Below are 26,071 nucleotides of genomic sequence, written 5' to 3'. Positions count from 1 at the left end.
GATGACCCCGCACTGCTGCAACTGCACGCACCAACAAGTCCAGGAGGACAAACAGTGGCGAAGGCGAAGTTCGAGCGGACGAAGCCGCACGTCAACATCGGCACCATCGGTCACGTCGACCACGGCAAGACCACGCTGACCGCAGCGATCACCAAGGTGCTGGCTGACAAGTACCCGGATCTGAACGAGAGCTTCGCGTTCGATCAGATCGACAAGGCGCCGGAGGAGAAGGCTCGTGGTATCACGATCAACATCTCCCACGTCGAGTACCAGACGGAGAAGCGCCACTACGCGCACGTCGACGCGCCGGGTCACGCCGACTACATCAAGAACATGATCACCGGTGCGGCGCAGATGGACGGTGCCATCCTCGTGGTCGCCGCCACCGACGGCCCGATGCCGCAGACCCGTGAGCACGTGCTGCTCGCCCGTCAGGTCGGCGTGCCCTACATCCTGGTCGCGCTGAACAAGGCCGACATGGTCGACGACGAGGAGATCCTCGAGCTCGTCGAGATGGAGGTCCGCGAACTGCTGGCCTCGCAGGAGTTCGACGAGGACGCGCCGGTCGTGCGGGTCTCCGGTCTGAAGGCGCTCGAGGGCGACCCGAAGTGGTCGGAGTCGGTGCTGGAGCTGATGGCCGCGGTGGACGAGTCCATCCCGGACCCGGTTCGTGAGACCGACAAGCCGTTCCTGATGCCGGTCGAGGACGTGTTCACGATCACCGGTCGTGGCACCGTCGTCACCGGTCGCGTCGAGCGTGGCGTGATCAACGTGAACGAGGAAGTCGAGATCGTCGGCATCCGTCCGGACAAGACCAAGACCACGGTCACCGGTATCGAGATGTTCCGCAAGCTGCTCGACCAGGGCCAGGCGGGCGACAACGTCGGCCTGCTGGTTCGTGGTATCAAGCGTGAGGACGTGGAGCGCGGCCAGGTCGTCGTGAAGCCGGGCACCACCACCCCGCACACCGAGTTCGAGGGCCAGGCGTACATCCTGTCGAAGGACGAGGGCGGCCGCCACACCCCGTTCTTCAACAACTACCGTCCGCAGTTCTACTTCCGTACGACTGACGTGACGGGCGTTGTGACCCTGCCCGAGGGCACCGAGATGGTTATGCCCGGTGACAACACCGAGATGACCGTCAAGCTGATCCAGCCGGTCGCCATGGACGAGGGTCTGCGCTTCGCGATCCGCGAGGGTGGCCGCACCGTCGGCGCCGGTCGCGTCACGAAGATCATCAAGTGATTCACTGAATCGCTGGGAACGGCGCCGCTCCGAAAGGGGCGGCGCCGTTCGCGTTTTCAGGGGGCGAACGGCTGTGCAGATGCGCCGAGCGCCGATACGCGGTATCGGGTGCTACAGCTCAGCAGGCGTAAGCGCGGCCGACAGCCGATTCGCGCTCCGCATCCGGTAGTTCGCGCAGGCAGCCGAGCGGAACGACGCCTTCACTGCTCAGTTGGACGCCACTGCCCGTAGTGGGGTTCACGCAGGTGAGGCCTGTCGTCGCGAGGCGGCAGAGGTACGCGCCGAAGGCGACGGTGCTGTCATACGGCAACGTCGCGCCCTCGCCGTTGATGAAAAGCCCTGGATCACCACGGAACCGGCCCACGGTCAATCGCTGACCGGAGTAGGACACATACCCGCCGAACCACTGGCCGTAGCCCGCACCCGGCGCGGGGACCGGGTCCGTCAGGCTGACCATGCAGTCGAATCCGTCCATTTCCAGCGCGGTCCCGGTGATACAACTGATCTTGCGGGTTGGGCTGACGAACGCGATATCGTCCCGCAGGTCGGTCACCGGACCGCCGTCGATCCGAGCCGAGTGAAAGCCGCTGAGATCAACCGGTGTACCTTGCCGAACCCAGGCGATCCGATCTCGCAGGTCTCCGGCCTTCTCCGGCGCGCCCGACTGCGAGGCCCCCGCTACCGGATGCGGCCTTCCCGTCGTGGTGTGCGCGCAGCCACCCAGCAGCAGCACCAATCCCACCGCAACCATCCATCGCATGCTGCTCACAGTATCTCTGCGCCGCAGTCGAATTCGCCTTCGCGGTCCGGGCCGTCGCGCGCCCGGCATTCTCATGACCGCGGTGATCAACGGGGTGCGGGGGAGTTCGCGGTGGTGACCAGCAGGTGGTGCAGCACCTGCGCGGGCGGTGCGGCCTGTGTGGCGTTGAGGACGACGTCGGTGAATGCCTCGGCGAGCGCGGCGGCGGGCTGAAACCGCCCGCGGTCGAAGCTGTGGCCGCTCAACCGCGACCGCCATTCCTGGAAGCCGGACACCGTGCGATTCAGCGAGCTCTTGTCCTCCGGATTCAGCTGCGGCAGATACGCCGTGAGCAGCGCACGTCGCGCGGCGTCGCGAGCACGGAAGCGGCCTGCCCCGTCGAGCGCTCTGCCGAGTTCTCGCACGATCGACGAGTACACCGGCCGCCGTGCGCATCCCGGTGCGAGCAGGCCCGCATTATCGGCCGTGGCGACGGTTTGCTGCAATTGCTGGGGGTCGGTGGCAGCATGCAGCGCCAGCACGATACGTGCGGTGTGCAGCGTTTCGGCTGCCCCCGGAAGGTGCTGATCGGGAGCGCCATCGGAGTCGCGCGTTGCGTCCGGCGCGGTGACCGAATCCCATTCCAGCAGAGCCGTTTCACCGTCATTCAGTTCCTCGATCCCGATGGAGCGCAGGGCTATCTGCGGGTATCGCGGCAGTACGTCGTCCACTGCGGCGACGATCTCGGTCAGTACCTCTACCGCTACACCCGGAGTGTCGAAGCCGAAGGCTCGCACGCCGTGACGCTCGGCCAGTTCTCTGGCCAGACGGGCCGCGACCGACTCGCCGGAGGCGTTCACCTTCCGGTCCGGTTTCTCGTCTTTCTGGTCCGGTCGTGCGGTGGGTCGGCCGGGCATGCGCGGCGGAGAACCGGGTGTGCCCGCGTCCGGGGCGGACACTCTCGGGGGTCGACCTGCGGTGTTGGACCACGGCGTGCTCGACCCCGGCGCGCCGGATTGCTTCGCGGCGGATGGCGTGGCGGCGGCCCGCGAGGCGGCGGCTTGCCTCGTTTCGGCGTTGGCCCTCGTCCACGGCGACGACGGCCGATTGTCCGGTGCGGGCCGGGTGAGCGCGGCATCCGCCCGATGAGCCGGGTTCACGCTCGGGCCGGGTGAGCCCGGTTGCTCGGTGCCGCGATGGTCGGCGCCGTTCGGATTCCCCTCGGCCTGGCCCGGCCGCTGACCGGAGGCGGGCTCGTTGCCGGGTGTGCCCGGGGTTCGAGCGGGCGGCGCCGACGAGAGCGGTGCCCGCTCGGCCGGTGAGCCGGCGGCGGAAGCCGGTTGTCTCGGCGCCGGCGACGTGACGGCCGCAGTGGGCGCGGGAGATCCCGCGAACGGCTGCACGGCGGCGGTGGGTACGTCCGCAGTGCTGGGGTCGAGCCGATGGGTGGGGCCGGCGTCGACGCGCACTGGAAGCGCGGCCGGATCGTTCCCGATTCCATTGGCGGCGTTGTGGATACGCTGCCCGATGGCCCGGTCCTGGTTCTCGAAGTTTTCCGCGAGGTGGCGCAGATCGGTGCCGGCCTGCTGGAGCGCCTCGACGAGGCTGTTCAAGTCGGTCATCGTCCGTTGGTATTCCGGAACGTAGGATTCGGCGAACGCGTGGCCGGCATCGTCCCTGCCCCAGGGTTCGCCTTCCCCCGCCAGGGCAGTGCGCAGCTTCCGCACGGTAGCCGCCACATCCGCTCCGATCTGGTCGAACCGCGGTGCGTGATCGCGCAACTTATCCGGGTCGACCGAAAACTTCTCGCCCACACCTTCTCCCTACGCACTGCGATCCATTGTCGCGGCACCGCGGTCGCATTGTCGCCTACGGTGAGACTGCCGCCGCACGGAGCGTTGAATCGCGGCCACCTTCCCGGGCCCCGAAAAGTATTGTCTGGCGGAATGCTGGGTTCGGAGATAAGGGTTCGAATCGCTGTCTCGTGCAGTAGTTGCATTCTCAATAATTCGTCACCGTGCCGCGATGCCTCTCGGCCGATATCTCTCCTGATCGGGACTATCGCCAATGTTGGGAATGGTTAGCGCAGTCCGGTATGTCTAGATAGTCTCGCAGCGACTGTGAGGGTGCCGGGAGGCAAGCTGCGATGGATTCGAGCGGTTTGCTGGCCGAGGTGCCCTCGGCTGTGCGGGAATTGGTCCTCGGCCACTGGCCGGAGACCGACGTCGATGGAATGCGTCGTAACGGGGACGCGTACCTGGTGGCGTCCGGTGAATTGAACAACTCGGCAGACCGATACGAGACCGAGGCTGCGGGTACCGAGCAGGCCGTTGAGGGCGCCACGTCGACGGCGCTCACCGAACGCCACCGTGTGGTCGTGAAATCCATGCGTGATCAGGCGGCGGTGTGTCAGAGCCTGGGCAAACAGTGCCACGACGTCGCCGATTCGGCTGTGCAGACGCAGCATCTCCTGATCGCGATGGGAATCGCGCTGGCGGCTCAATTGGCCTATGACGCGCTGCTGTTCTTCCAAGGCGGTGGCGCGAAGGCGCTGATCGATCGGATCGAGGCCGAGCAGGCGATGGCCGCCGCGGCTGCGCGACTGGCCGCGGAGGTGGGCGAGCGGGCGGTCGCGGGCGCGGCGCAACGAGCCGCGCTGCACACCGCTGTGCACGCGGCGAAGATCGGTCTTCTGACCAGTGCCGCGATCAGTGGTGGGGCACAGCTGTGGGACCTGAAGGACGGGGTGCGCGACAAGTTCGACACGGGCGCCTTCTTGGAAATGCTTCTCGGTGGTGTGGTCGGCGGCGTGGCTGGTGCGGAGGTCGGCCGCAGGCTCGCGCCGCGTGTGCTCGGCTGGACGCGCGGCAGAGCGGTCGGTACCTCCGGCCGGCTCGCCGCGCACTTGGGCGGCACGATGTTGCTCGGCGGCGCGGGTGGCCTCGCGGGTGGTCTGGCCGGTGCGGTGCCCTCGGTGTTGATCCACATGGACGAGATCCACAGCCTCGGTGATCTGTTCAAGATGGTTCGCGAATCCGCGATCACCGGCTTCGGCAGCGGGTTCGTCGGCGCGGCGGGTAGTGCGATCCGAGTCCACACCGCAGGCCGCAACGCGGTGCGTTCGGAAAGCGACGCATCTCGACTCGGTCTGCGCCACTGGGAATTCGCGTCACGCGTCAACGAGCTGTTGGGTTCGGGTGAACCACCGCGGGTGGAGACGATCGAGCGATTCAGCGCCGAAGGCAAATCGGCGAAAGTGGTGGAGCGACTCGTCTTCCACGACGGCACCGAGGTGATCCACAAGGTGGTCTCCGATCCGCAGCACGCGCACGCGGAATTCCTGAGCTCGCTGGTCGGCGACGCGGTGGGCGCGCGGGTGCCCGCGGTGCATGTCATCGGCGACCACGTCTACATGGAGGTCGTGCCCGGCACGGTGGCGGCGGAGACGTATCCGCGAAGAGCGTACCCAACAGAGGTACTCAGCGGTCCTGGGGGAATGCGCCAGGGCGTCATGGACGTGCTGATACGCATGCCCGATCGCAATGGGGACAACTGGATGGTCGACCCGGCCGGGAACGTATGGGGAATAGACCACAGCCGCGCATTCGAGAACTTCCCCGACGCGCAGTATGTCGTCGGGCCCTTCGCGGAGAACTTCCTGCGCTACGGAGACAACCTCGAAATCCTGTGGAACGACCACGCTCTCACACGCCCGGAACTGCACGAGATCCGGCAGCGGGTCGAAGAGCTGAGCCCGGTCTTCCACGCCGCGGGCCACCGGGACTGGTACGACGGCATGCTCCAGCGGATGACCGCGTTGGAGGACCATGCCGCGGGTGGCGGTGGTGACGCCGGGCGTGGGGTCCTGCCGCCCGTGTCACCGCAGTCCCCCGGCTCTGCGCCGGGAATGGTCCCTGGTGACGGGCGTGCGGTGTCCGTCACGCCACGACAAGACCGGCCGCCCGTGACCGACGTGTATGGGCGCAACGGCAGGCCGCCCACAGCGCGCGGTAACGAGGTCGGCGGCTCGGCTGTCGCGCCACGCGGACGCAGTGACCAGCCGCCACCGCTGCCACGGAATGCCGATGGCCCGCTCATGCGGCAGGAGGAGTTGACGCCGCGGGTCCCGGTCGACGAGGTGGCCTCGGATGGTCGGCCGCCGGTGCGGAACGATTCGCGGGTTCCGGACGAGTCGAGTCCGCGCCCTCCGGTCGATGAGGTGAACCCGGCCGGGCGGCAATCGGCGGCCGATGAGACTCCGGCGACGCCCAACGATCCGACGCCTCGCGCGCGGACCGACGAACCGACGTATGACGGCCCGCCGACACGGCCGCAGCCGCGGGTCGAGCTACACGACCAACCGGCGAGCCAGGACGGATACCGGCTGGCGGCGGACGCCCCTCCCGCCGGATTCACTCAGCACTACCGCCATCCCGACGGTGGCTACGTCGACATGGTGCTGACCGGCCCCGACAACGCGCGCCTTCGGCTTCGCCTGATTCCAGGCCAGGAGTACGTGCTCGGTCGTGGTGACGGCGCGCTGCTGGAACACATGGCCGGCGAGCGAGTTTCGCGCCGCCACGCGACGATAACGGTGGACGAGCAAGGCCATGTCCTGCTTCGAGACGACAACTCGATGAACGGCACCTTCGTCGACGGCAAACAGCTGACCGACGGTCGCTGGGTGCGGATATACGACGGCCAAGACGTCATGTTCAGTCGCGACCTGGAACTCGGCGTCACGTTCCAGCGTCAAATGGTCGAAGTGCGACTGTTCGGCGATGACGGACCCGTTCTGAAGCTTCACCGCGGCCGGGAGATCGAGATCGGTCGTGCGATGGTGTACCCCGAAGCGCCGGGGCGCGAGAGTATCTCGCGACGGCACGCGTTTGTCGGCATGGATGAGGACGGCCGGGTATGGATCCGGGACGCTGATTCCAGCAACGGCACCCGAGTCAACGGCGATCGACTCGGCAGCGGCGAGCGCCGGGTGCTGGAGCCAGGAGACGAATTACGCCTCGGCTGGTATGACAGCACGGCGCAATTCATCCCGGCGGATGTGGCGATCGAGGTCGATCCGGTCCATGTGCGAATCGGAAGTGGCACGGACGCGACACCGGTGCGGCTCGCGCCGGGAGAAACGGTCGTGATCGGCACCGACGAGAGTTCGCCGTTCGCGTCTCAGTTGCGCGGGATCCCCAGTGTCGGCGAACGACACGCGACGCTCGGCATGGACTACGACGGCCGCCTGTGGATCCGGGACCACCCGGGTTCCGAAGGGGTATGGGTCAACGGGGACAGGATCGCTCCGAACCAAAGGGTGACCCTCACCGAAGGCGACAATCTGGGAATCGGTCCGGATTACGTCGGCACCGCCCGCATCGGCGGCCAGGCGCCGACCCAGCATCCACCTGCCGAACTGCATTTCGACCCCTTCAAGCGCAAGCTTCCGATACGCCTCGCACCGGGCCAGGAGGTGTCCGTCGACACCAGTGCGCTCAACGGTCATGCGATGGTGATCGGAAGGCCGGGCAGGGAAGTCGTCGTCGGGCGCGATCTCGACGGTCGTATCTGGGTGCGCGACCCGGACGGAGACAGCTGGATCGGAACCAAGGTCAACGACGAGACCATCCCGGCGGGGGAGAAGCGGTACCTGAACCCCGGAGACAAGGTGACCTTCGGCGAGGTGTCCAGCAGACTCCAGGTGGGCGAAGAAGCGCCGCTGCAGTTGAGATTGTCCGACGACGAGAGTCTGCCCCCGCTCAGCCTGCGGCGAGGCGAGGAGTTGGTGATCGGCCGTGGGCAGGATTCGCCGATGGCGGATCATCTCGCCGAGAACACGACGGTGTCGCGCCGGCACGCCACCATCTACCGCGACGAGTACGGCGACGTGTATTTACGCGACGAGAACTCGACCAGAGGGACCTGGGTCGACAACGTCAAGGTCGATCCGGACGTGCCGGTGCGCCTGCGCCCAGGCGACCGAATTCGCCTCGGCGATTGGGTGGGGGCGGCGCGATTCGAGGACGGCATCCGGGAAAGCGCTCCGCGCGCCCTGCCGGTGAAGCTGAACAACGTACACGGCGACGTGTCCCTCGACTTGGCGCGTGGTGGCGAGCCGCTGCTGCTCGGCCGGGACAGTGCGGAACTGCCCGACAGGCTGTCCAACACCAACGCGATATCCCGTCGGCACGCCAGTCTCGGCGTCTACCCCTCCGGCCGGGTCTGGATCCGTGACGAAGGATCGACGAACGGCACCTACGTCAATGGGAAAGAGGTCCAGCCGGGGACGAAGGTCATGCTGCATCCGGGCGACAGCGTGCGGCTGGCGGACGCGTTCGAGTTCGTCGTCGCCTATCCGCCTCCCGACGGCGGCGCGTTCGTGAACATCATCGATCGGACACCCGAGACGTTGCGGATGGTCCAGGACATCGCTCGCGTGCCCAGCCATATCTACGCGCGGGTCAGCGAGCACATGAACGCGGTTCCCGGGGGCGGGATCGTCATCGGACATCGCCCGCTGCTCGAATTGCCCGGTACGGAAAGCCTGGCAGGCAGCACCCCGTACGGCCGCAAACCCGGGACGAGTTGGAACACCGTGCGAGGCGTCTACCTGGGCGGCCCGCGGCGTATCGTGATCAACTCCGGCGGGCGGGGCGGTAGCCTCAACGTGGTCCTGCACGAATTCGGGCATGCCGTGGACGCGGCGTACGGCACCGGTGGAAAATGGCTCAGCGATTCGCAGGGGTGGCGCGACCTGCACTCGGCGATGCTCCAGTCCATCGGCAAGAGTAAACAGTGGAACAGTTATTACGATTCACCCAGCGAAGCGTTCGGCGAGGCGTTTTCGGCATGGCTGCACGGTCCGAAGCAGCTTCGCGATTTCGCTCTCGGTGACCAGCAACTCGCGAACCGGCTGAAGGATTATTTTGACGGCGTATTCGGATGACACCAGCCCGCCCATGCTCGCCGAGGACGGCGAGACGATTCTCGTCCACTTGCGCGGCCGGACCGAAGACGGCGTCTTCTACAGCGGCTTCGAGGAATTCCATCCCGGCGACCCCGGTTACGACGAGATGCTCCCGGTCGCGAGAGAAAACCCGGTCTCGGAGTCGGAGCCCCCGGAGCGTCCGGTAGACGAAGACACCTTGGCTCGCATCCTGCGGGAAGCAGGATTGGACGGGATGGACCTCGGCGGCGAGTAGCTGTGCCCTCGGCAGGGCACGCAAAACATTGGGCGAGTGGCCGGTCGCCATGGGCAGGGTATGCCCCTCGCGATCCGCTCGAGTTGCCGCACCGTCGGCGCCGCGCGCGTTCTCATTGCGATTAGCCAGTTGGATGCTGAACTTTGAGATATGTGAATCGGTCGATGAAATACGGCTGATTGAGGGGCTTACGCGGCAGAATGTGGCGATGCGGACATTTGCCAAATTGTTGCAGGCTGTCGTTGTCGGGGTGCTGGTCGTGATAGTGGGCCAAGGCATCGTGGCAGCCCCCGCTGTGAGCGACGCCCATATCCAGTTGCCGTGGCCGACGTCTGAGCTGGACGCGGTGCGGGCGTCGGGAGCAGCGCTGGCGGACGGAATCACCGGCACGATGCTGTGGTCGCGGCAGCCGAACATCTCGGTTCCGATAGCCAGCATCACGAAGGTGATGACGGCACTGGTCGTGATCAACGCCGGCGACCTCGATCGGGCCATTACCGTGCCGCGAGAAGTCATCGCCTACTGCACCGAGTACGACGGAAGCGACGCGGGCCTGGTCCCCGGCGAGGTGCTCACCGCGCGACAGCTCCTCTACGCGATGATGCTGCCGTCCGGCTGTGACGCCGCCTATGCCCTGGCCGAGGCCTACGGTCCCGGTCAAGACGGCTTCATCGCCGAAATGAACCACACCGCTCGTCACATGGGCCTGGCAGGAACATATTTCACCGACCCCAGCGGGCTGCCCGCCCCCACCGACCACTCCACCTACTCGACACCGGCAGACCTGGTTGCCCTCGGTCTGCGCGCGATGAGCCTGCCGGTGTTCCGTGAGATCGCCGGGGCACACAGCTATCACGTGCCCGCCGGGCCGGGCAACCGCGATCACTTGTGGCAGACCACGAATCGGCTGCTGCGCGACTATCCCGGCGCTATCGGCATCAAGACCGGATGGACCGACGCTGCGGGAACCTGCCTGCTGTTCGAGACCGTCAGGGCGGGGATACCGCTGATCGGTGTGGTCCTGCACAGCTCACCCGACAGCGACGTCGCCGCGAAGGACGACGCCGCGCGCATGTTGAACTGGGCCTACGGCCCGATACTGAGCGCGCTGCCGATCGGATAGCGTCGAGTGCGCGGTTCTGGCGGGTGGCCGCCATCGGCTTCCGAGAATTCAGTGCTGACCTGCGAAGTCACTGATGAGCGCGCCGGTGCTGCCGGGATCTTCGACCATGGGCGTGTGGCCACAGTCGAGGCTCTCGATCCGAATGCCGGGGACGCGGCGGTAGTCCTCGAAAGAGTCCGGTTGCCAACGTTTGTCCTGCGAGCCGTAGAGCACCATGGCCGGCACGCCGAGGTCGATGAGCCGGTCCGTTTCGGTGCGTTCCCGCAGGTAGTCATCCGACGCGGCCGAGGTCGCTGTGAGACTGCGGTAGGTCATGCCGCGCAGGTCGGCGACGAACTGGTCGGGGATCTGCACGTCCCGGGTGAACGCGGAGCTCATGGCTTGCCGGAGGACGACGTCCGGCAGCAGCGGCCACAGCGGCCGCCCGATCGCCGGAACGAACAGGAGGTTGCCGACCGGACCGTTGTCGGTGACGGCGTCCAGGCGGGGTCCGGAGTCGATCAGCATGATCGCCGACACCAGCTCGTGGCGCTGTTCGGCCAGCGAGGTGGCCACGTAGCCCCCGGAGGAATGCCCGACGACGATCGCCCGGCGCACGCCCAGCCGGTCGAGCACGGCCCCGACTCGGCTCGCCTGTTCGGACGTGCTGTAGCCGCTGTCGGGTTTATCGGACTTGCCGTGGCCGAGGAGATCGATGCGCACGACGTACTGGTCCCACAGGGTGGGCAGCACCGGATCCCAGTAGGCGGTCGAGGCGCCCAGGCCGTGCAGCAGCACCAACGCGCGAGCACCGGGTGTTCCGTCGGCGACGACGTGGATGTCTCCGCCCGGCAGGTGCACCATGTGCTCGTGCGAATCGTCGGTCTCGGCGTTCGCCGTCCCGGTCATGTTGCCGGTGAGCGCGGCGACCAGGGCGGTGACGATCAGCAGCCCGATGTGCTGCCACCGATTCCGTCCCGCGGCGGTGGTGGTGATTTCGTCCACGGCTCCTCCTTCGATTGGTTGGGACGTCACCACGTTCGGGCACGACAGCGGGTCGCGTATTGAAGAAATGTCGGCGTCCGCGGCCGCTCATACAATCGACGTGTGCCTTGGGACATCGCGCGGCCGGCGCGGCCACCCGCCCTGCGCGGCGTCGACATGGCCGGATTCCATGTCCACGGGGACGGCCCGGAGCAGGTGCGTGTCATTCCGCATCCGGCGGTCACGGTGATCGTCGAGTTCGGCGAGTGCAGCTTCGACGTCCGCGACGCGACGGGCCGCAGCCATTCGGGCAGTCTGACCCTCGGCCTCGCCCGCACCGCGCTTCCGGTCCGCGTCCATGCCGTCGAATGCGTCCAGATTCGCCTGGAACCGGTTGTCGCCCAGGCCATCCTCGGCCTACCTCCCGCGGAGCTGGGTGGAACCATCATCGCTCTGGACGACCTCTGGGGGCGCGAGGCGGGGTGGCTGCGCGAGCGCCTGCACGAGACACCGGACTGGCCCGACCGATTCGCCCTGATCGACACCGCGCTGTCCGCGCGGTCGCGGCACGACCATCGCGTCGACCCGGAGGTCGCCTGGGCATGGCGACAGATCAAGCTCAGCCGCGGCCGTCTCCGCGTCGAGCACCTCGCCGCCGAGCTGGGCTGGAGCCGTCAACGACTGTGGTCCCGCTTCGGCACCCGAATCGGCCTGACCCCCAAGCGGGCCGCCAAACTGGTCCGCTTCGACCACGCCGTCCACCGCCTCGTCCAGGGACACCCTCCCTCCCGAGTAGCAGCCGACGCCGGCTACGCCGACCAATCCCACCTCCACCGCGACATCCGCGAATTCACCGGCACAGCCCCCACCTCCGCAGCCACCGAACCCTGGCTCACCATCGACGACCGAGCCTGGCCGTCGACCACAGTGACCTAGCCCGGCCCGACATTCGACTGCCCGTACTCGGCGACGATTTCTTCACATTATCGGCGGTTTTGCTACGCCGGCCGAACTTCCCCGGGAGGCTTCGACGCGTGCAAGGGATTGCGGAGACCGGTCGGCTCGGCTGGGCCTCAGCGCGGATTCTGACGCCCACCGGCGACGTGGTCGGCGCGGGATTTCTGGTGCGACCCACTCTGATTGCGACCTGCGCGCACGTCGTGTCGGCCGCGCTGAATCGGGAAGCGACGGACGGCGAGGTGCCCGAAGAGCCTGTGGCCGTGGACTTTCCGTCGTCGGACGCCGCAATTCCGATGCTCGCCCGGATCCGGCACTGGTCCGCCATCCGCGAAGACGGCCGCGGCGATATCGCCATCCTGGAGCTGCTCGAGTCCGCACCGGACGCCATTGCGCCGCTGCCATTCTGGCCTGCGGGCCAGCCCTGGGGTGGAGAGTTCCGGATGTTCGGATTTCCGGCCGAGATGCCCGGCGGTGTCTGGGTGTCCGGCGAGTTTCGAGCCCCGCAGAGCCAGGGCTGGGTGCAGCTGCAGGCGGCGACCGGTGGACAGCCCATCACCGAGGGGTTCAGCGGCGCCGCCGTTTGGGACACCGAGGCGCACGCCGTGACCGGAATGGCGGTCGCCGCCGACCGCCGCCGCTACACCCGTACCGCGTTCATGCTTCCCATCGATGAGGTGCTGCGGCTGAATCCGGCGCTGCTGTCGAGTCCGTATCGCGGTATGGCGCCGTTCGACGAGGAGCACGCGGAGTTCTTCTACGGGCGGGACGACGATATCGCCCGGGTGCGGGAGACGCTGCGGCAGAGCGGTTTCGCCGCGGTGGTCGGACGTTCCGGTACCGGGAAGTCCTCGTTGATCCGAGCCGGGGTGATACCGCGATTGCGGCAGCAGGGGTGGCAGGTCGCCGCATTCCGGCTCAGCGGCGACGCCACGACGGAAACCGGCGTGCGCGCGATCGGCTCCGGCATCGCCGTGGACGAGCCACTGTCGACCTGGTTGATCGAGCAGGCCGCGCCCGCGCCCGATGCCGCTGACGCGGCCGCACTGCTGCGACAGCTTCCGCCGCAGGGCACGGTGTTGTTCGTCGACCAGTTCGAAGATCTGGCAGTGGCGGCCCCGCGGCAGGCCCGTGCGCTATCGCAGGCGTTGCTCGAGCTCACCCGCGCCGACACCGAGGGACGCCTGGCGATCGTGCTGACGTTGCGCTGGGACGCGCTGGACGACCTACTCGACGCCGAGCTCGCCGAGTTCCTCAGCAGCACCACGGTTGCGGTCGCCCCGCTGGGCCGTGCCCAACTGCGCGACGTGATCAGCCGTCCCGCCGCGCGTGCTGGAGTGACGCTGGACGATGCGGTGGTGCAGCGGCTGATCGACGGTGTTTTCGACCAGCCCGGCGGTTTGCCGTTGCTGGCGTCGGTGCTGTCGGATCTGTGGGATCGGCATACCGGCGGCCGGATCACCCTCGCCGATTACGAAAAGGTCGGCAGCGTGGAGGTTTCCATTGCCCGGCGGGCCGAGCAGGTCATGGCGCGGTTCACCGATCCCGCCGAGCGGGCCGACGCGGAACGGCTTCTGAAGCTGCTCGCGGTGCCGACCTCGAGCGGCGCCGGATTCCTCCGAGCGGTGCTGCCCATGCCGGAGTACCCCGAACTCCGCGGAGTGGCCGGGCGACTGGCGCTCGACCGCCTGGTGGTCGTCGGCCGCGACAGGAACGGCGCGGATACCGTCGAGCTCGCACACCAAGCGCTCATCGACAACTGGGAACGGCTGCACGACCTGCTGCAGTCCGACCGCGACTTCCGCGCCTGGCAGCAACATCTCGCGCGGGACCTGGACAACTGGGAACGGCGCGGCCGCGAACACGACGCGTTGCTGCGCGGTACCGCTCTCGAGACCGCGAAGGACCAGCTCGAGGCTCGGAGAGCCGACGTGCCGCAAGCACATCAGGAGTTCATCGCGGCCAGCCGCCGGCTGCGCGGGCGAGAGGTGCGGCGCCTGCGGCTGGTGGCCGCGGCGCTCACCGTTCTGGTGGTCGTGGCCACGTCGATGGCGGTGCTCGCCTACCGGAGCAGTGCGGCTCGCGCGGCGCAGTTGCGATTGCAGGCGGGGCGCAGCCTCGCGGCGGAATCCATGCGGGTGGCCCACTCCGACCTGGACAAGGCGCTGCAATTCGCGCAGGCCGCGGCGCGGTATGCGCCGGACGACGAGACGGTGCGGACGGCACTGCTGTATCAGCAGGTGCGGTTGTCGTCCGTCACGGATTACCGGACCGACCTGTGGCGCGATGCGACATTCGGGGCGGCGAGTGGCGACGGGTCCGAGGTCGCGGTCGCCGAGGGCCGCGACGTCACGGTCTGGGCCGGTCTGCTCGGCGATGAGCCGATACCGTGGCGACTTGCACCGACCGCCGGGAAGGTCGCCTCGCTGAACCTGAGCCGCAACGGCGCCGCGCTCGCCGTGGTGACCGACGATGGTGCGGTCGCCGTCTGGGATGTCCGAAACCACACCGGCCCTGCGGTGGTCCGTCCGCCGGAGCCCGCACCGCTGCTGCCCAATGGCGTGTCGACCGGCTGGGATCAGACCGGGCGCTGGCTCGCGGTGCGACTCAACCGAGCGCAGGTCCAGCGGGCGGAGCCGCAGCAGGCCCAGCACACCGACCTGCTGGAGGTGTACGACATGGCGAGTGGCGGTCCCGTTCTGGCTTCTTCTCCGCCTCCACTGGGAGATTTCGCCCAGTTTCCGGACTACGTCGACCCGACCGGCACCATGATCGCGATGCGCGAGTCGAAAATCGGGACCACGCGCAACGTCGTGCGCGACGCCAGGACTGGACAGCAGATTCGGGAATTGCCGGCCGGTAGGATCACCTCGACCGGTCTGATCGCCGGATGTTCCGACGACCAACTGGTCGTCTCGGACGCGCTGACGGGTGCCGAACGTCTGCGGGCGCCGCGCGGCTCGGGGTCGACGACAGAGGACTGCAAGTGGGCCGTCGATAGCAGTGGACGGTACGCGTGGTCCACGAGCATCCTCGCCGGCGATACGCTCGGCCAGACTCACCTCATCGACCTGCGAACCGGCCGGGCCTTCGTCGTCCAAACAGCCAGCCCTCGGGATATGTCGGCCACGGTACTGGTCGCCCCAGCCGACGACGGCCCGCGGCTGGCCCAGTTCACGCCGAGTGGCCTGCTCCGCTTCGCGCCCGCCGTGGCGATCTCGGACATGAACGTGTTCGCCGGACCGGCCACCGAACAGCGGATTGTCCAGTGGAGTCCCGACGGCTCGTTCGTCGTGGAAATCGCATGCGGCCCAGAAGATGCGAACGCAATGGTGCGCGTCGTCGAAGTAACGCCCGCCATGCGGGAAGTCGCGCGTATCACGGTGACCCTTGCCGTGCCCGGGTCGATTCCGCCCGAATCCGCCTACCGGATCACTGCCGACGGGAAGCACTTCGTCATGGCCGGTGCGGCGGGTGGCTTCACCATCTTCTCGTTGCCCGGACTCGCTGTCGAGCAACGTATTTCGTTGCCCGTCCCGCCCGAACTCGGACCTGGACTGCGGCGACCGACATCCATCATGCAGCCCGGCGACGACGAGTTGGCCTTCTTCCATGCGGGCTCGGTCACCCGGTGGCGGATCAGCGATGGGAAACAGCTCGGCCACACCGTGCGGACTTGGCGCGATATCGACGAACTGGTGTGGATGGTACGGGCCGGCGCGCAGGCGGCCCTCGTCCCGACGCGCAACGACCAGTACTTCACCGAGAACATCGACGGCGATACCGTCCGCGCCCTTGATGACGGACGAGTACTCCGCTCGGTACCCGTCAACCCGATCGATCGCGGCAAGAGGCGGGATGCCTTCGTCAGCCCTGCCGCTCCACAGATATACATCAGGTACGAGTCCGGGGAAGACACCGTGGAGAACTTCGACAGCGGTGTGGAATCTCCTTCTGCACAACCATTTCCGTCGGGCGATGGGGTCGGCATGACCGACGATGGTCTGCTGGTGGTCGATCACCTCGGGACACTGGAGATCTGGGACTTCGATCGCAGCGCAAAGCTCTTCGATGTGAAGATCTCGGACCAGCGGTACGGGGATCTCTCCGGAGATGCCCTGTACGCGCTGAATCCCGGCAGGTACTCCGGCAGCGGAGGTGTCGGACGGTACTCGATCAATCTCGACCGCGATGACGTACTGGGACGGCTCTGCGCGATCAGTGACCGCGAGTACACCCGGGCCGAACGGGACGAGCTACCGGTGGGCGCCGACAACACCCCACCCTGCCGCGGGATCTGATGATCAAGCGACCTGCTCTTCGAGGCATTTTCGGACCCGCAACAGCCCGTCGTGGACGTATCCCTTGACGGTGCCCTCCGCCAGGCCCATGACCCGAGCGGTCTCTTTGTAGGTGTTTCCCTCGAAGGTGTAGATGATGACCGCCTGGCGTTCCCTCGGCGGCAGTGCGTCCAAGAGCCGGATCAGCATGTCCCGCAGGGCGATCATGTCGTCGAACGGCAGCCCGGCCTGGTCGGCGAGTGTCGAGAGGCGTTCGTGCCCATCGGAATCCAGCCGTTCGCGATCCTTCGCGGCCCGGACCATGGCATCCTTCGCCAGGTTTTCCGCCGTGGTCCACAGGTACTTCCGGAGCCCTTCGACGTCGGTGATGTGGTCCGGCCAGCGCGCGTACACCCGCATGAACGCGGTCTGCACTATATCGTCGGCGTCGGCGCGGCTGCGCGTCGATTTGGTGATGCGGGCCAGCAGCATCTCGCTCGCCGACTCGTATGCCTCCACCAGCATTTCGGCGAATGCCTGCTCCCGCTGCTCACCACCGCGGGCGATCCGGATGACGGCCGGTTCGGTATCGGCGGTGAGCAGCGTGAGTGGAGCCTGAGCGCATTCGTGCAACACCACACGCAGCAGGGCGGCGAGGGAAATATCACGGGCCTGGGCGGGATCGAGTGGCGCGCTCATGTGGTCTGGCTCCCTACGGTCTCTCGGTATCCTATGCCCGATACTCGAGCCATCGCGTGGTCGATGTCGCCGAGGTCAGGAAGATCGTGGCGATCGGGAACACGGTTACGAGCACGGCGAACAGCGGGCTGCCGATCACACCGTACTCATCGGAGGCTCCGGCAACGGCAAGCACGACCATTGCCTCGATGACGCAATAGGCGATGTCGACCGCACAGCCGATGACGATCAGCCGACGGGCCGAGGCACGCTTGCGAAACATCTGGATGCCGCCGGCAAGCAACAGCGAACCGGCGAGCAAGAAGACCGGGATCGACACCGCGAAAAGCAACCGCGGCGCATTGGTCTCGCCCTCCGAGTCGAGGTCGCTCAACATCACTATCCCGACGATGAGCACAAGAACGCTCAGCAGCCGGTGCGCACCGCCGAGGCAGGCGAGCACCCCGGCCGTGATGGCGGTCCCGCCGCTGGGCGGCGCCGGGTGTGAATGGGCAAAGTCGTCAGCGGCGGTGGGGCTCTGCATCATGGCGGATTCCTCCCTATCGAACTGGGTGTTCGTAGGGATCAACCGCCGTGGGTCACGAAACGTTGGGTCCGGACCCGAAGCTGCTTGCGGCGGCCGCGCGGCGCCACGATGACCAGACTCCCTCAGGCCGAGTCGAGGGTGTTCGCAGGAGCGTGGACGCGATCTCGGCTGCACCGATGAATTCCGCGTCGATCCTCCGTCGATACCTCTGGATACACCGACAGCGGTGAGCCTGCGCCGGGACCGTCGAGCGCGGGCAGAAACACACGGAGGCAATGATGAGCGTCGACGACCCTGCGCAGCGGCAAATGATCCGGACGGGTGAGCAGGTGGCGCGGTGAGCGGCGCCAGGGTGTTGGTGGCGGGGGCGAGCATCGCGGGGCCCGCGCTGGCCCACTGGCTGCGCCGGCGGGGGGCCGAGGTGACCGTGGTGGAGCGGGCCCCCGAACTGCGTCCCGGCGGGCAGGCGGTGGACGCGCGTGGGGTGACCAAGGAGGTCATCCGGCGGATGGGTTTGGACGCGGCGGTGCGCGCGGCCTGCACCGAGACCGCCGGCGCACACACCGTGGACGTGGACGGGAACGTGCTGGAAACCTTCCGCGCCGCCGACGACGGCGGCGACGGGTACATCGCGGAGATCGAGATCCTGCGCGGTGACCTGTCCCGGGTGCTCTACGACGACACCCGCGACGGTGTCGAGTACGTCTTCGGCGACCGGATCGCCGAACTCACTCAGGACGCGGACGGGGTCGACGTGGTCTTCGCGGGCGGTGACCGGCGGCGCTTCGACCTGGTGGTCGGGGCGGACGGGCTGCACTCGGCGCTGCGAGCGATGGTCTTCGGGCCGCGCGAGCGGTTCGTCCGCCATCTCGGGCTCGTGCTGGCCTTCTACAGCGTGCCCAACGAGTTCGGGCTGGACCGCTGGCTGATCGACTACCAGGAGTCCGGTCGCTCGGCCGGCCTGCGGCCCATCCAGGACGCCACCCGGGCGATGGCCATGTTCTCCTTCCACTCGGGAGACTTCGACGTCGACTACCGCGACATCGCGGCCCAGAAGCGCCTGCTGCGCGAGCGGATGGCCGGGATGGGTTGGTTGACTCCGCGCATTCTCGCGCATCTGGACGACACCCCGGACTTCTACCTCGACCAGGTCGCCCAGGTGGTGATGGATCGCTGGTCGAGCGGACGGGTGGGGCTGCTCGGGGACGCGGCGTTCAGCGCGTCGCCGATGTCCGGGCAGGGCACCGGGCTGGCCCTGGTCGGCGCCTACCTGCTGGCCGGAGAGCTGGCCGCCGCCGGGTGGGATCCGGAGGCAGGGTTCGCCGGATACGAGCGGCGGATGCGCTCGTTCGTCGAGGCCAACCAGGAGATCGGCCGGTTGCACGCGCGCAGCCTCGCCGCCCCCGGGCAGGACGCCGAGCCGAGCCCCGATTTCGCCGGCGAATGGTTCACCGAGCTGATCGAGCGGGCGATCAACGGCGTCGAGCTGCCCGACTACGCAGGGGTGCCGGACTCCGGGGCCCCGGCCGGACCGCCGATCACCTCGTCGGCCAGGCCGTAGGTGTCACATTACCTGTCGAGAGGGCGACGCTTCGGTCGACCGCCTGAGCCCGCACCCATACCGTGCGGATCTGCACTGGTCGGGCCATCGGAAGATCGACGGGCCGTGCGACTTTCGTCAGACTACGGTGTCCGCACACGCCGCAGTCCGAGAGCTGTCGAACCGGCCGGCCCGACTTCGACGCAGGCAAGCAGCTCCTCGTGGTCGTGGCTGCATGCTTGCGGTATCGAGGAGATCGTCTCGTCCAAGCCCTTGTAGGTATGGGCAACTCGACGCTGTCCAGCGCGGGGTGTGGCTGTCGCAGCAGCCGTCAACGGCCACGGCGTGTCCGGGGCGTTGTGCTGCCCAGCTTTTGTTCAACGATTGCGTTGTGGCACTCCGGTATCCGGGTGTCGATCGGGAGTGCGCAGGGGTGCGCCGACGTGGTGCAAGTGTCTGAGCGCCTCGCGGTAAGAGGAGATCAGCCCGGTTTCGTGGTAGGGCACGCCGATTTCGGTGCAGTAGTCGCGCACGATCACCTGGGCGTGACGCAGGTTCGGTGTCGGCATGCTCGGGAACAAATGGTGCTCGATCTGATAGTTGAGCCCGCCGAGGGCGAGGTCGGTCAACGCGCCACCTCGCACGTTGCGGGAGGTCAGCACCTGGCGGCGGAGGTAGTCGGGGCGGTCGTCGCCGGTCAGGGTCGGCATGCCCTTGTGGTTCGGGGCGAAGATGCAGCCCATGTACAGGCCGAAGAGGCCCTGGTGGACAGCGAGGAACGCGAAGGCCTTGTCGGCGGGCAGAACCGCGAACAGCGCGGTCAGGTAGGTGGCGAAGTGGACGAACAGCAGCGCACCCTCCGATCCACGATGTTTGATCGATCGATTTCTGAGCGCACGGACACCCGCCACATGGAGGTTCAGACCCTCCAGCAACAGGAACGGGAAGAAGAGGAACGCCTGCGCCCTCCCGATGAGACGAGGCAGACCGCGGCTGGACCGTGCTTGCTGTTGTGACCAGACCAGGATGTCGGGCGCGACATCGGGGTCGAGTTCCTCGTGGTTCGGGTTGGCGTGATGCCGCGTGTGCTTGTCCTGCCACCAGCCGTAGCCCAGGCCGATGCCGGCGTTGCCGACGAATCGTCCCACGAGCTCCGTGCGCCGCCGTAGCCGGAAGACTTGGCGGTGCGCGACATCGTGCATGACGAGGGCGATCTGAGCGAACGTCACGGCCATGAACCCCGCGACCAACAGCGTCCACCACGAGTCGCCGATGAGGACGAACGCCGCCCAGCCCGCTGCGAACGCGACCCCGACGAGGCTGAGCCGGACGGCGTAGTAGACGGGTCGCCGGTCCATCAGCCCCGCCTCGGAGATCCGGCGCAACAGACGGGCGTAGTCACCGTCGGCGCCACGCCGCGGTGACCGTGGAGATGACTCGGGGACCAAGGCAGATGTCGTCATAGATCTTCCTGAGAGTTGAGTCGCCAGACGCCACCTCCGTGCGTCGACGATGTCGACCGGTCGTCTCGGAGTGGGGCGCCGATTTCGATACCTCGAAGCTATCGGCCGGATTCTCGTTACTTGTAACCCTCTGGTATGACTTGGAATCGGTCTGCGGTGTGATATTCGAGGTCTACCGAGGACCGAGGCGGCTGACCGGTAATCGGCCAACACATCCGGGCCGCCGGATCAGACGATCGTGCATGCCGCCGATCGAGCGATCGTGACGTTTATCGACCCGTGGTGCTGTCGCTGTCCTGCTGCTCCCAGCCGCCCGGACGGTAGACCCACCGTTCACCGCTACCGTCGCGGGCGACGTAGGTGGCGCCGAACGGAAGGTCTGTGACCTCACCGCTGTAGTACGCCATCCGGAGCATGTCGACGGCCAGCCAGTACGCGTAGTGGGCGGCCGTCGATTCCCATTCCGCGCGTTCGAGTGACGTCATGAAATGCTCATCGCGGCCGAGAGCGTCGCCGTGCGGGCAAGTCCAGTACAGCACCCGTTCCGGGCCGCTATAGCCGCGCGGTATCAGCTCACGCGCAGCGCCGCACGTGGAACACGGTCCCACCGGGCGGGGCGCGAATCGGTCCATTATCCAATGCAAGTCGACAATGCTGTGTTCGGTGTCGCGGGTGCCTGTACCCCCGCTGGGGGCCAGGCAATCCGGGCACTTCATCTCCCTGAAGCCGTCCCCGGCATCCGGCCACCCGGCAGGCCACCGCGCGCCGCAACGCCTGCACCGGAACTGGCCGCGATATGGTGCGGTCACCGAGAACTGGGTGATGAAACCCGGCTTGTCGCGTAACGGCCCCAGATAGCCCGGATACGTACCCAAATCTCTGTGCGGCCACACGCTGGCCAGTTCCTGCGGCCACACCAGCCTGATGGCCTCGCTCACAGCGCGTCGGTCCCAAACCGTGCCGGGCCGTGCCGGAAGTCCGGCCGCATTGAGGTGGCCGGCGAGGTCATCGAGATCTCCGGCGGAAGATGCGTTCCGCCGAGCGAGTTCCAACACACCGGCCTCGCCGTATCCGGCGCGGATCGCGGCGGGTATATCGGCCCACTGCAACGCGATTCGAATCCGGTGCTGGAGGTGGCGCTCCGATTCGGCGCGATTCCGCAGCGCCGCCTGTTGGTCCGCACTACCTGGCCACTGGTCGACAGAGCGGTCGCCGTATACCCGGCGTGGCATCACCGCCAGCGCGCCCGCACCAGGCGGAACCAACTCCTCCTCGTGGTAGCGACCGTGGTCACGCCCCGCACGTTTATCGAGCTCGGCGAACGCCGCCTTCGCCTCGGCAATCGACTGCCTGCTCAGCTTCTGCGCGTCCTCCGGCGGCCGGAACCGCTTCCCGCCGAGCTCTTTCGACATTCGCCTCCCCTCCCGCAGCCGCCCACAGATCGTGCAACGGTACGGTACCGGCGCACATCCCTCGCCTCGATCCCGGTTCAGCGGGCAGCGATCCGTCGCCCACGCTGCATGCGCCCGAGATCGGACCACTCCTACCCGTCAGTCGCCGACGAACAGAAGATATCCGTTGGCTCGGAGCGCGATCGACGCCGCCTGCCTCAGTAGGTCGACAGCCCGCCGCTCGGCATCGGTCCGTACCTCGATCCCCTCGATCTGATCCAAGATCAAGCCGAGCTGGTACCGGTTGAACATGGTGTCGCCGTACCGGTAGATGCCTCGTACCAAACTGGTGTCGGGCTGCGCGGCGCACAGCCTGAACAGGGTTTCGTCCGCATCGTCACCGAAGCGGTGTATCTCGGCATGGTTGAGGTCCTGTACGACGATGTCTGAAGCCACCCGATCCCTACTCATCTCCACGGCGTCAGAACTGATCGTCGGAGTTCAAGAGAGCAATGTAAGCAGGGTCGAACGTGCGACCAAAGATGTCCTGACCTGCAACATTATGGTGCCCTCGGCGGGGCACACAGAACATGGGCAACTGGAAAGCGCCTGGTCATCCGCTGGAGTTATGCCGTGTGACCGGGTGTCCAGGTTGCTACGTGTCTGCGGGCAGGATCCGGGACGAGCGGAAACCGGGTGTCAATGGTCCCATTGTGCGGAGAACGCAAGGTGTAGATGCAGTCGGTCCTACTTGTCGGCGAGCACGACGATCGACAGCTTCAGCGAGATCGAGTTGCAGCCCTTTGTATTGAGTTCGGATAGATTGCGCGGTTGCCAGGTCGACATGTCCCAACTCGGCAAGCCGGTAGCGCCAGTTGAGGGCTCGGCCCAGCAACGCGTCGGTGACCTTCGCCGCGTCGAACAGAGCACCCACAACCCTGGATGATCACAGGTGGCCGTGCTATTCCCTGGTAGACGAGCCCGGCCACAAACTATGGCTGGAGTTGTAGAGTCGCCTGGCGTATGCGGAAGGCGTTCGGCTACCCTGTCGTCAGCACATCGTTGGGGTTCTAGTGGGGGGTGCCTGAAGCCATGAGCTTGTTGATCAGTGATGTGAGTTTCTCTTACGGGACTCGCTCCGTGTTACGCGGCGTGACTTGGGAGTTGAATCCTGGTGTGACAACGCTGCTTGGTCCCAACGGGGCAGGCAAGTCGACCTTGCTTGCCCTGGTTGCCACCCGACTCGCAATGACGGCAGGCAGCATCTCATCCGACAAACTTTTTTGGTCCGCCCGCAGCGATCTGATGGCCATCCGACGCCGCATCGGCTGGGTACCACAGGCTCTCGATGTGGACCGGGCCATGCGAGTACACGATTTCGTTTCCTATTGTGGTTGGTTGCGTGGCATGTCCAGCCGAGCGTCGGCGGCCGCGGCTGGGCAAGCACTGGAGCGGGTGGGTCTGGCCGCACGCCGCAAAGACCGGATCAAGGCACTCTCGGGGGGCATGCAACGCCGTGCGCTCATCGCCGCAGGGATAGTGCACGCGCCATCCATACTTGTTCTCGACGAACCAACCGCGGGGCTGGACCCGAAGCATCGACGCTCGCTGAACACGATGATCAACGACCTGGGCCGCGAGGGTGTCACCGTATTGCTCGCGACCCACCTCTCGGAGGACGCCGAATCATCCGATCGGATAGGTATTTTGAGCGGCGGATCACTGGTCGCGAACGACACGCCCGCGGCGCTGAAGGCCAAGTATGATTCGATCTCGCAGGCATACGTGGAACTGGCTTCGGACGATGAAGACGCGGGAGCGATACCCGCGTGAGAAGACTTGTGGCTTACCTCCGCGGTGGTCGACCGATTCCCAAGTCGGCCATGATAGTTCTTTTCGGGCTTTCACTGACCTACATGCAGGTCTCGGACCCGAAAGAACAATTCAGCGGGTATTGGCCCGGCGTGGATGTGTCAGCTGCGTCCAGAACCCTACTTGTAGGGGTGGGTGTAGCCGCGATTTCTGCGTGGGTCGCGCAACGATGGCCGGTACGCCTTCGAATGCAGGCTTCGGTACGCGCTGGCTGGCAGATCTCTGTCCGAGACCTGGTTAGGCTGTATCTGGTCGTAATCGCCATGTTCGCGGTGGACTACGCGGTACTCATCGCCTATCGGTTCAGCATGTACGGCGCAGGCACGCCAAAATTTTCTGTTGTCGTTGATTGTATGGTGTGGCTTCTATTTTGCGTCACCGTCGGGTGGGGGATCGGCAGCGTCCTGCGTGCTGCTGCTGCGATTTTCACCGCCGCGGCGACAACGCTTCTATTGTCGGTGGGATCGGTCATGGCCAATGATGGTCACATCGGTTTCCCCCTGCTCGCCGGACGCCAACTGCCGTCCTTGCCGTCCTACGCCGTAGAGTTGTCCCCGACTCCGATGGTGACGATTGTTGGAATCATCACGACCCTCCTCGTAGCCGTATTGATCGTGGCTGCCGCGATACCCCGGAGGGTTTCATGGACGACCACCGGTGCGGCGCTTGCCGGTGCAGTCGTGATCCCGATCGCGGCTTCGATCGCCACAGGTGGGAATTCCTGGCTGGAACCGCGCGCCGCGGCAACCGAGCCCATCTGTGTCGGATCGGAACTGCAAGTCTGTTCCTGGAACGAGGACGCCCAGCGACTGGCGGCGCTAGGGCCCGCGTTGCCGAAGCTAGCCGACGCTATGCGGAATACGGGTTACCCGATTCCGGCGCGGCTGAGCGTATCCGGCGCGATGCCCGGCGCGGCGGCAAAGATTTGCCCCTTCCGCAATATGAAGGATGGCGTCGTAAACATACTGGGACGTGTGCCTGCCGAGAGCGCTTCATGTATCGGCTCGGATCGACCGAAACAGTGCGCGGGCGATGTTGAGATTCGAGGAGACTACTTGGCTCTCACTCAGATATACATGGGATGGCTCGGCAACTTCCCACTGGGTGCAGACCGGCTGGTATCGAGGCATGCCGACGGCAGCCCTACGGAAGAATACCTCGCCGCCGAGCATGTCCTCAGCTGGCCGCCGGATAAGCAATTCTTTTCTATGTCGCAGGCATATCGCACCGTTAGTGAATGCGATGCCGCTTCGGCACGGGCTTTGCTCGACAGCATTGGGTATCACTGATGCCGACCAGCCAGTACCTCCGTATGCGAACGTGGTTGGAAGCTGTGCCATTCTTCGTGGTGTGCTTTCCGCTCGTAGCGCTGGCGAAACAGCAGATACCGCGGCTGTACGGACTGGAACAAGGTGTCGGGATCAGCCCGGCCCGGCTTGCGCCGATCTTACTAACGGGGGCACTGGTGGTCGCGACCGGCTCGCGTCTCGGCGATGTGCACGAGCATGCACTACTCGGCAGGCGCTTCTTTATCGAACGTGCACAATTCGTATTGATAGCCGTTGCCCTCGCAGTACCGGTCATCGGGGCAATGCGTTTGTCCGGTGTTCCGTTCGGTGGTGTAATCCGCGCCGGATTCGATACGGCGCTCTTCTTCGGAATCGCACTCCTAGCATGTGTGCATCTGCCCAGAATGATGGCGCTGGGGATCTCATTGATTGTGTCGTGGTCGATTCAGACTCTGCCGTGGTGGTGGACTTTTACGTCTGGCACATGGACCGACATGCGTGGATTTTCAACGCCTTTCGCTCTGGCCGTAGTGTCTCTGCTGGGTTCGGCCCTCGGTACGAGTGTCTGGCTCGCCCAGTATCCACAAGTCCACGGCGGGTCCTGGCGACGATTGCGTTCCCGCTAGGCGCTGTGAATCGTGTTGCGCTCCAACTCTTTTCATTGACAGCAACATGTAAAGCAGGATAGTGTCGACTCGGTCGACCTCGGAAGAGGTGTTCAACCTGGGAGGGTTTACGGGGGGAGTTCGCTGCTTATGGGGGACCTTCTGCGTAAACGT

Annotated in this window: 18 protein-coding genes; 10 read left to right on the top strand and 8 right to left on the bottom strand. The window is 66.3% G+C overall.

What is annotated here, in order from left to right:
• Positions 1-54 precede the first annotated feature (54 nt).
• Positions 55-1,245: an elongation factor Tu gene (gene tuf / locus ACGF7Y_RS34505; protein ID WP_043732954.1), complete on the top strand. Its 1,191-nt coding sequence runs from the start codon at positions 55-57 to the stop codon at positions 1,243-1,245.
• Between the two features lie 118 nt (positions 1,246-1,363).
• On the opposite strand, the gene ACGF7Y_RS34500 is transcribed toward tuf, so the two are convergent.
• On the bottom strand, positions 1,364-2,005 hold the full coding sequence (locus ACGF7Y_RS34500) for a hypothetical protein (protein WP_393241536.1): 642 nt from the start codon (positions 2,003-2,005) through the stop codon (positions 1,364-1,366).
• Between the two features lie 86 nt (positions 2,006-2,091).
• The gene (locus ACGF7Y_RS34495) at positions 2,092-3,798 is read right to left on the bottom strand and encodes a WXG100 family type VII secretion target (protein ID WP_393241533.1); all 1,707 of its coding nucleotides are present in this window, start codon (positions 3,796-3,798) and stop codon (positions 2,092-2,094) included.
• Positions 3,799-4,130: 332 nt separating this feature from the next.
• On the opposite strand from ACGF7Y_RS34495, the gene ACGF7Y_RS34490 reads away from it, so the two are divergent.
• From ACGF7Y_RS34490 to ACGF7Y_RS34480, 3 genes are all read left to right on the top strand, one after another.
• Positions 4,131-8,933, top strand: coding sequence for an FHA domain-containing protein (locus ACGF7Y_RS34490; RefSeq protein WP_393241530.1), 4,803 nt, complete (start codon positions 4,131-4,133; stop codon positions 8,931-8,933).
• Positions 8,914-9,189 carry a hypothetical protein gene (locus ACGF7Y_RS34485; protein WP_393241528.1) on the top strand — a complete coding sequence of 92 codons (276 nt, stop codon included), beginning with the start codon at positions 8,914-8,916 and terminating at the stop codon, positions 9,187-9,189. Before ACGF7Y_RS34490 ends, ACGF7Y_RS34485 begins: the two co-directional genes overlap by 20 nt.
• A gap of 208 nt (positions 9,190-9,397) precedes the next feature.
• Positions 9,398-10,312: a D-alanyl-D-alanine carboxypeptidase family protein gene (locus tag ACGF7Y_RS34480; protein WP_393241525.1), complete on the top strand. Its 915-nt coding sequence runs from the start codon at positions 9,398-9,400 to the stop codon at positions 10,310-10,312.
• 48 nt (positions 10,313-10,360) lie between these two features.
• On the opposite strand, the gene ACGF7Y_RS34475 is transcribed toward ACGF7Y_RS34480, so the two are convergent.
• Complete coding sequence (locus ACGF7Y_RS34475; protein ID WP_393241522.1) at positions 10,361-11,296, bottom strand: alpha/beta fold hydrolase; 936 nt, start codon at positions 11,294-11,296, stop codon at positions 10,361-10,363.
• A gap of 102 nt (positions 11,297-11,398) precedes the next feature.
• Here ACGF7Y_RS34475 and ACGF7Y_RS34470 point away from each other — a divergent pair, with 102 nt between their 5' ends.
• Both ACGF7Y_RS34470 and ACGF7Y_RS34465 read left to right on the top strand, forming a co-directional pair.
• The gene (locus ACGF7Y_RS34470; protein ID WP_393241519.1) at positions 11,399-12,211 is read left to right on the top strand and encodes a helix-turn-helix domain-containing protein; all 813 of its coding nucleotides are present in this window, start codon (positions 11,399-11,401) and stop codon (positions 12,209-12,211) included.
• A gap of 98 nt (positions 12,212-12,309) precedes the next feature.
• Entirely contained in the window at positions 12,310-16,533 is a 4,224-nt protein-coding gene (locus tag ACGF7Y_RS34465) for a trypsin-like peptidase domain-containing protein (protein WP_393241517.1), read from the top strand.
• Between the two features lie 3 nt (positions 16,534-16,536).
• On the opposite strand, the gene ACGF7Y_RS34460 is transcribed toward ACGF7Y_RS34465, so the two are convergent.
• Together ACGF7Y_RS34460 and ACGF7Y_RS34455 are read right to left on the bottom strand one after the other, a co-directional pair.
• The gene (locus ACGF7Y_RS34460) at positions 16,537-17,211 is read right to left on the bottom strand and encodes an RNA polymerase sigma factor (RefSeq protein ID WP_393241514.1); all 675 of its coding nucleotides are present in this window, start codon (positions 17,209-17,211) and stop codon (positions 16,537-16,539) included.
• Between the two features lie 31 nt (positions 17,212-17,242).
• Complete coding sequence (locus tag ACGF7Y_RS34455; RefSeq protein ID WP_393241511.1) at positions 17,243-17,608, bottom strand: hypothetical protein; 366 nt, start codon at positions 17,606-17,608, stop codon at positions 17,243-17,245.
• 466 nt (positions 17,609-18,074) lie between these two features.
• Here ACGF7Y_RS34455 and ACGF7Y_RS34450 point away from each other — a divergent pair, with 466 nt between their 5' ends.
• Positions 18,075-19,298, top strand: coding sequence for an FAD-dependent monooxygenase (locus ACGF7Y_RS34450; RefSeq protein ID WP_393241508.1), 1,224 nt, complete (start codon positions 18,075-18,077; stop codon positions 19,296-19,298).
• A gap of 356 nt (positions 19,299-19,654) precedes the next feature.
• Here ACGF7Y_RS34450 and ACGF7Y_RS34445 read toward each other — a convergent pair whose 3' ends face one another.
• The 3 genes from ACGF7Y_RS34445 to ACGF7Y_RS34435 all read right to left on the bottom strand — a co-directional run bounded on the left by ACGF7Y_RS34445 (position 19,655) and on the right by ACGF7Y_RS34435 (position 22,587).
• Positions 19,655-20,740, bottom strand: a complete 1,086-nt coding sequence (locus ACGF7Y_RS34445) for a fatty acid desaturase family protein (RefSeq protein ID WP_393241505.1) — start codon at positions 20,738-20,740, stop codon at positions 19,655-19,657.
• Positions 20,741-21,009: 269 nt separating this feature from the next.
• The gene (locus ACGF7Y_RS34440; protein ID WP_393241502.1) at positions 21,010-22,152 is read right to left on the bottom strand and encodes a hypothetical protein; all 1,143 of its coding nucleotides are present in this window, start codon (positions 22,150-22,152) and stop codon (positions 21,010-21,012) included.
• 138 nt (positions 22,153-22,290) lie between these two features.
• Entirely contained in the window at positions 22,291-22,587 is a 297-nt protein-coding gene (locus tag ACGF7Y_RS34435) for a hypothetical protein (protein WP_393241499.1), read from the bottom strand.
• A gap of 636 nt (positions 22,588-23,223) precedes the next feature.
• Here ACGF7Y_RS34435 and ACGF7Y_RS34430 point away from each other — a divergent pair.
• The 3 genes from ACGF7Y_RS34430 (at position 23,224) to ACGF7Y_RS34420 (ending at position 25,918) form a co-directional block, all read left to right on the top strand.
• Positions 23,224-23,964 carry an ABC transporter ATP-binding protein gene (locus ACGF7Y_RS34430; RefSeq protein WP_393241497.1) on the top strand — a complete coding sequence of 247 codons (741 nt, stop codon included), beginning with the start codon at positions 23,224-23,226 and terminating at the stop codon, positions 23,962-23,964.
• Between the two features lie 302 nt (positions 23,965-24,266).
• Positions 24,267-25,292, top strand: coding sequence for a hypothetical protein (locus tag ACGF7Y_RS34425; RefSeq protein WP_393241494.1), 1,026 nt, complete (start codon positions 24,267-24,269; stop codon positions 25,290-25,292).
• Entirely contained in the window at positions 25,292-25,918 is a 627-nt protein-coding gene (locus ACGF7Y_RS34420; protein ID WP_393241492.1) for a hypothetical protein, read from the top strand. Before ACGF7Y_RS34425 ends, ACGF7Y_RS34420 begins: the two co-directional genes overlap by 1 nt.
• Positions 25,919-26,071 lie beyond the last annotated feature (153 nt).

This window comes from Nocardia sp. NPDC047654 (assembly GCF_043205035.1).
Lineage (GTDB): Bacteria > Actinomycetota > Actinomycetes > Mycobacteriales > Mycobacteriaceae > Nocardia.
Note: the sequence above shows the minus strand (reverse complement) of the source record. Positions and strands in the feature narration are given on the sequence as shown.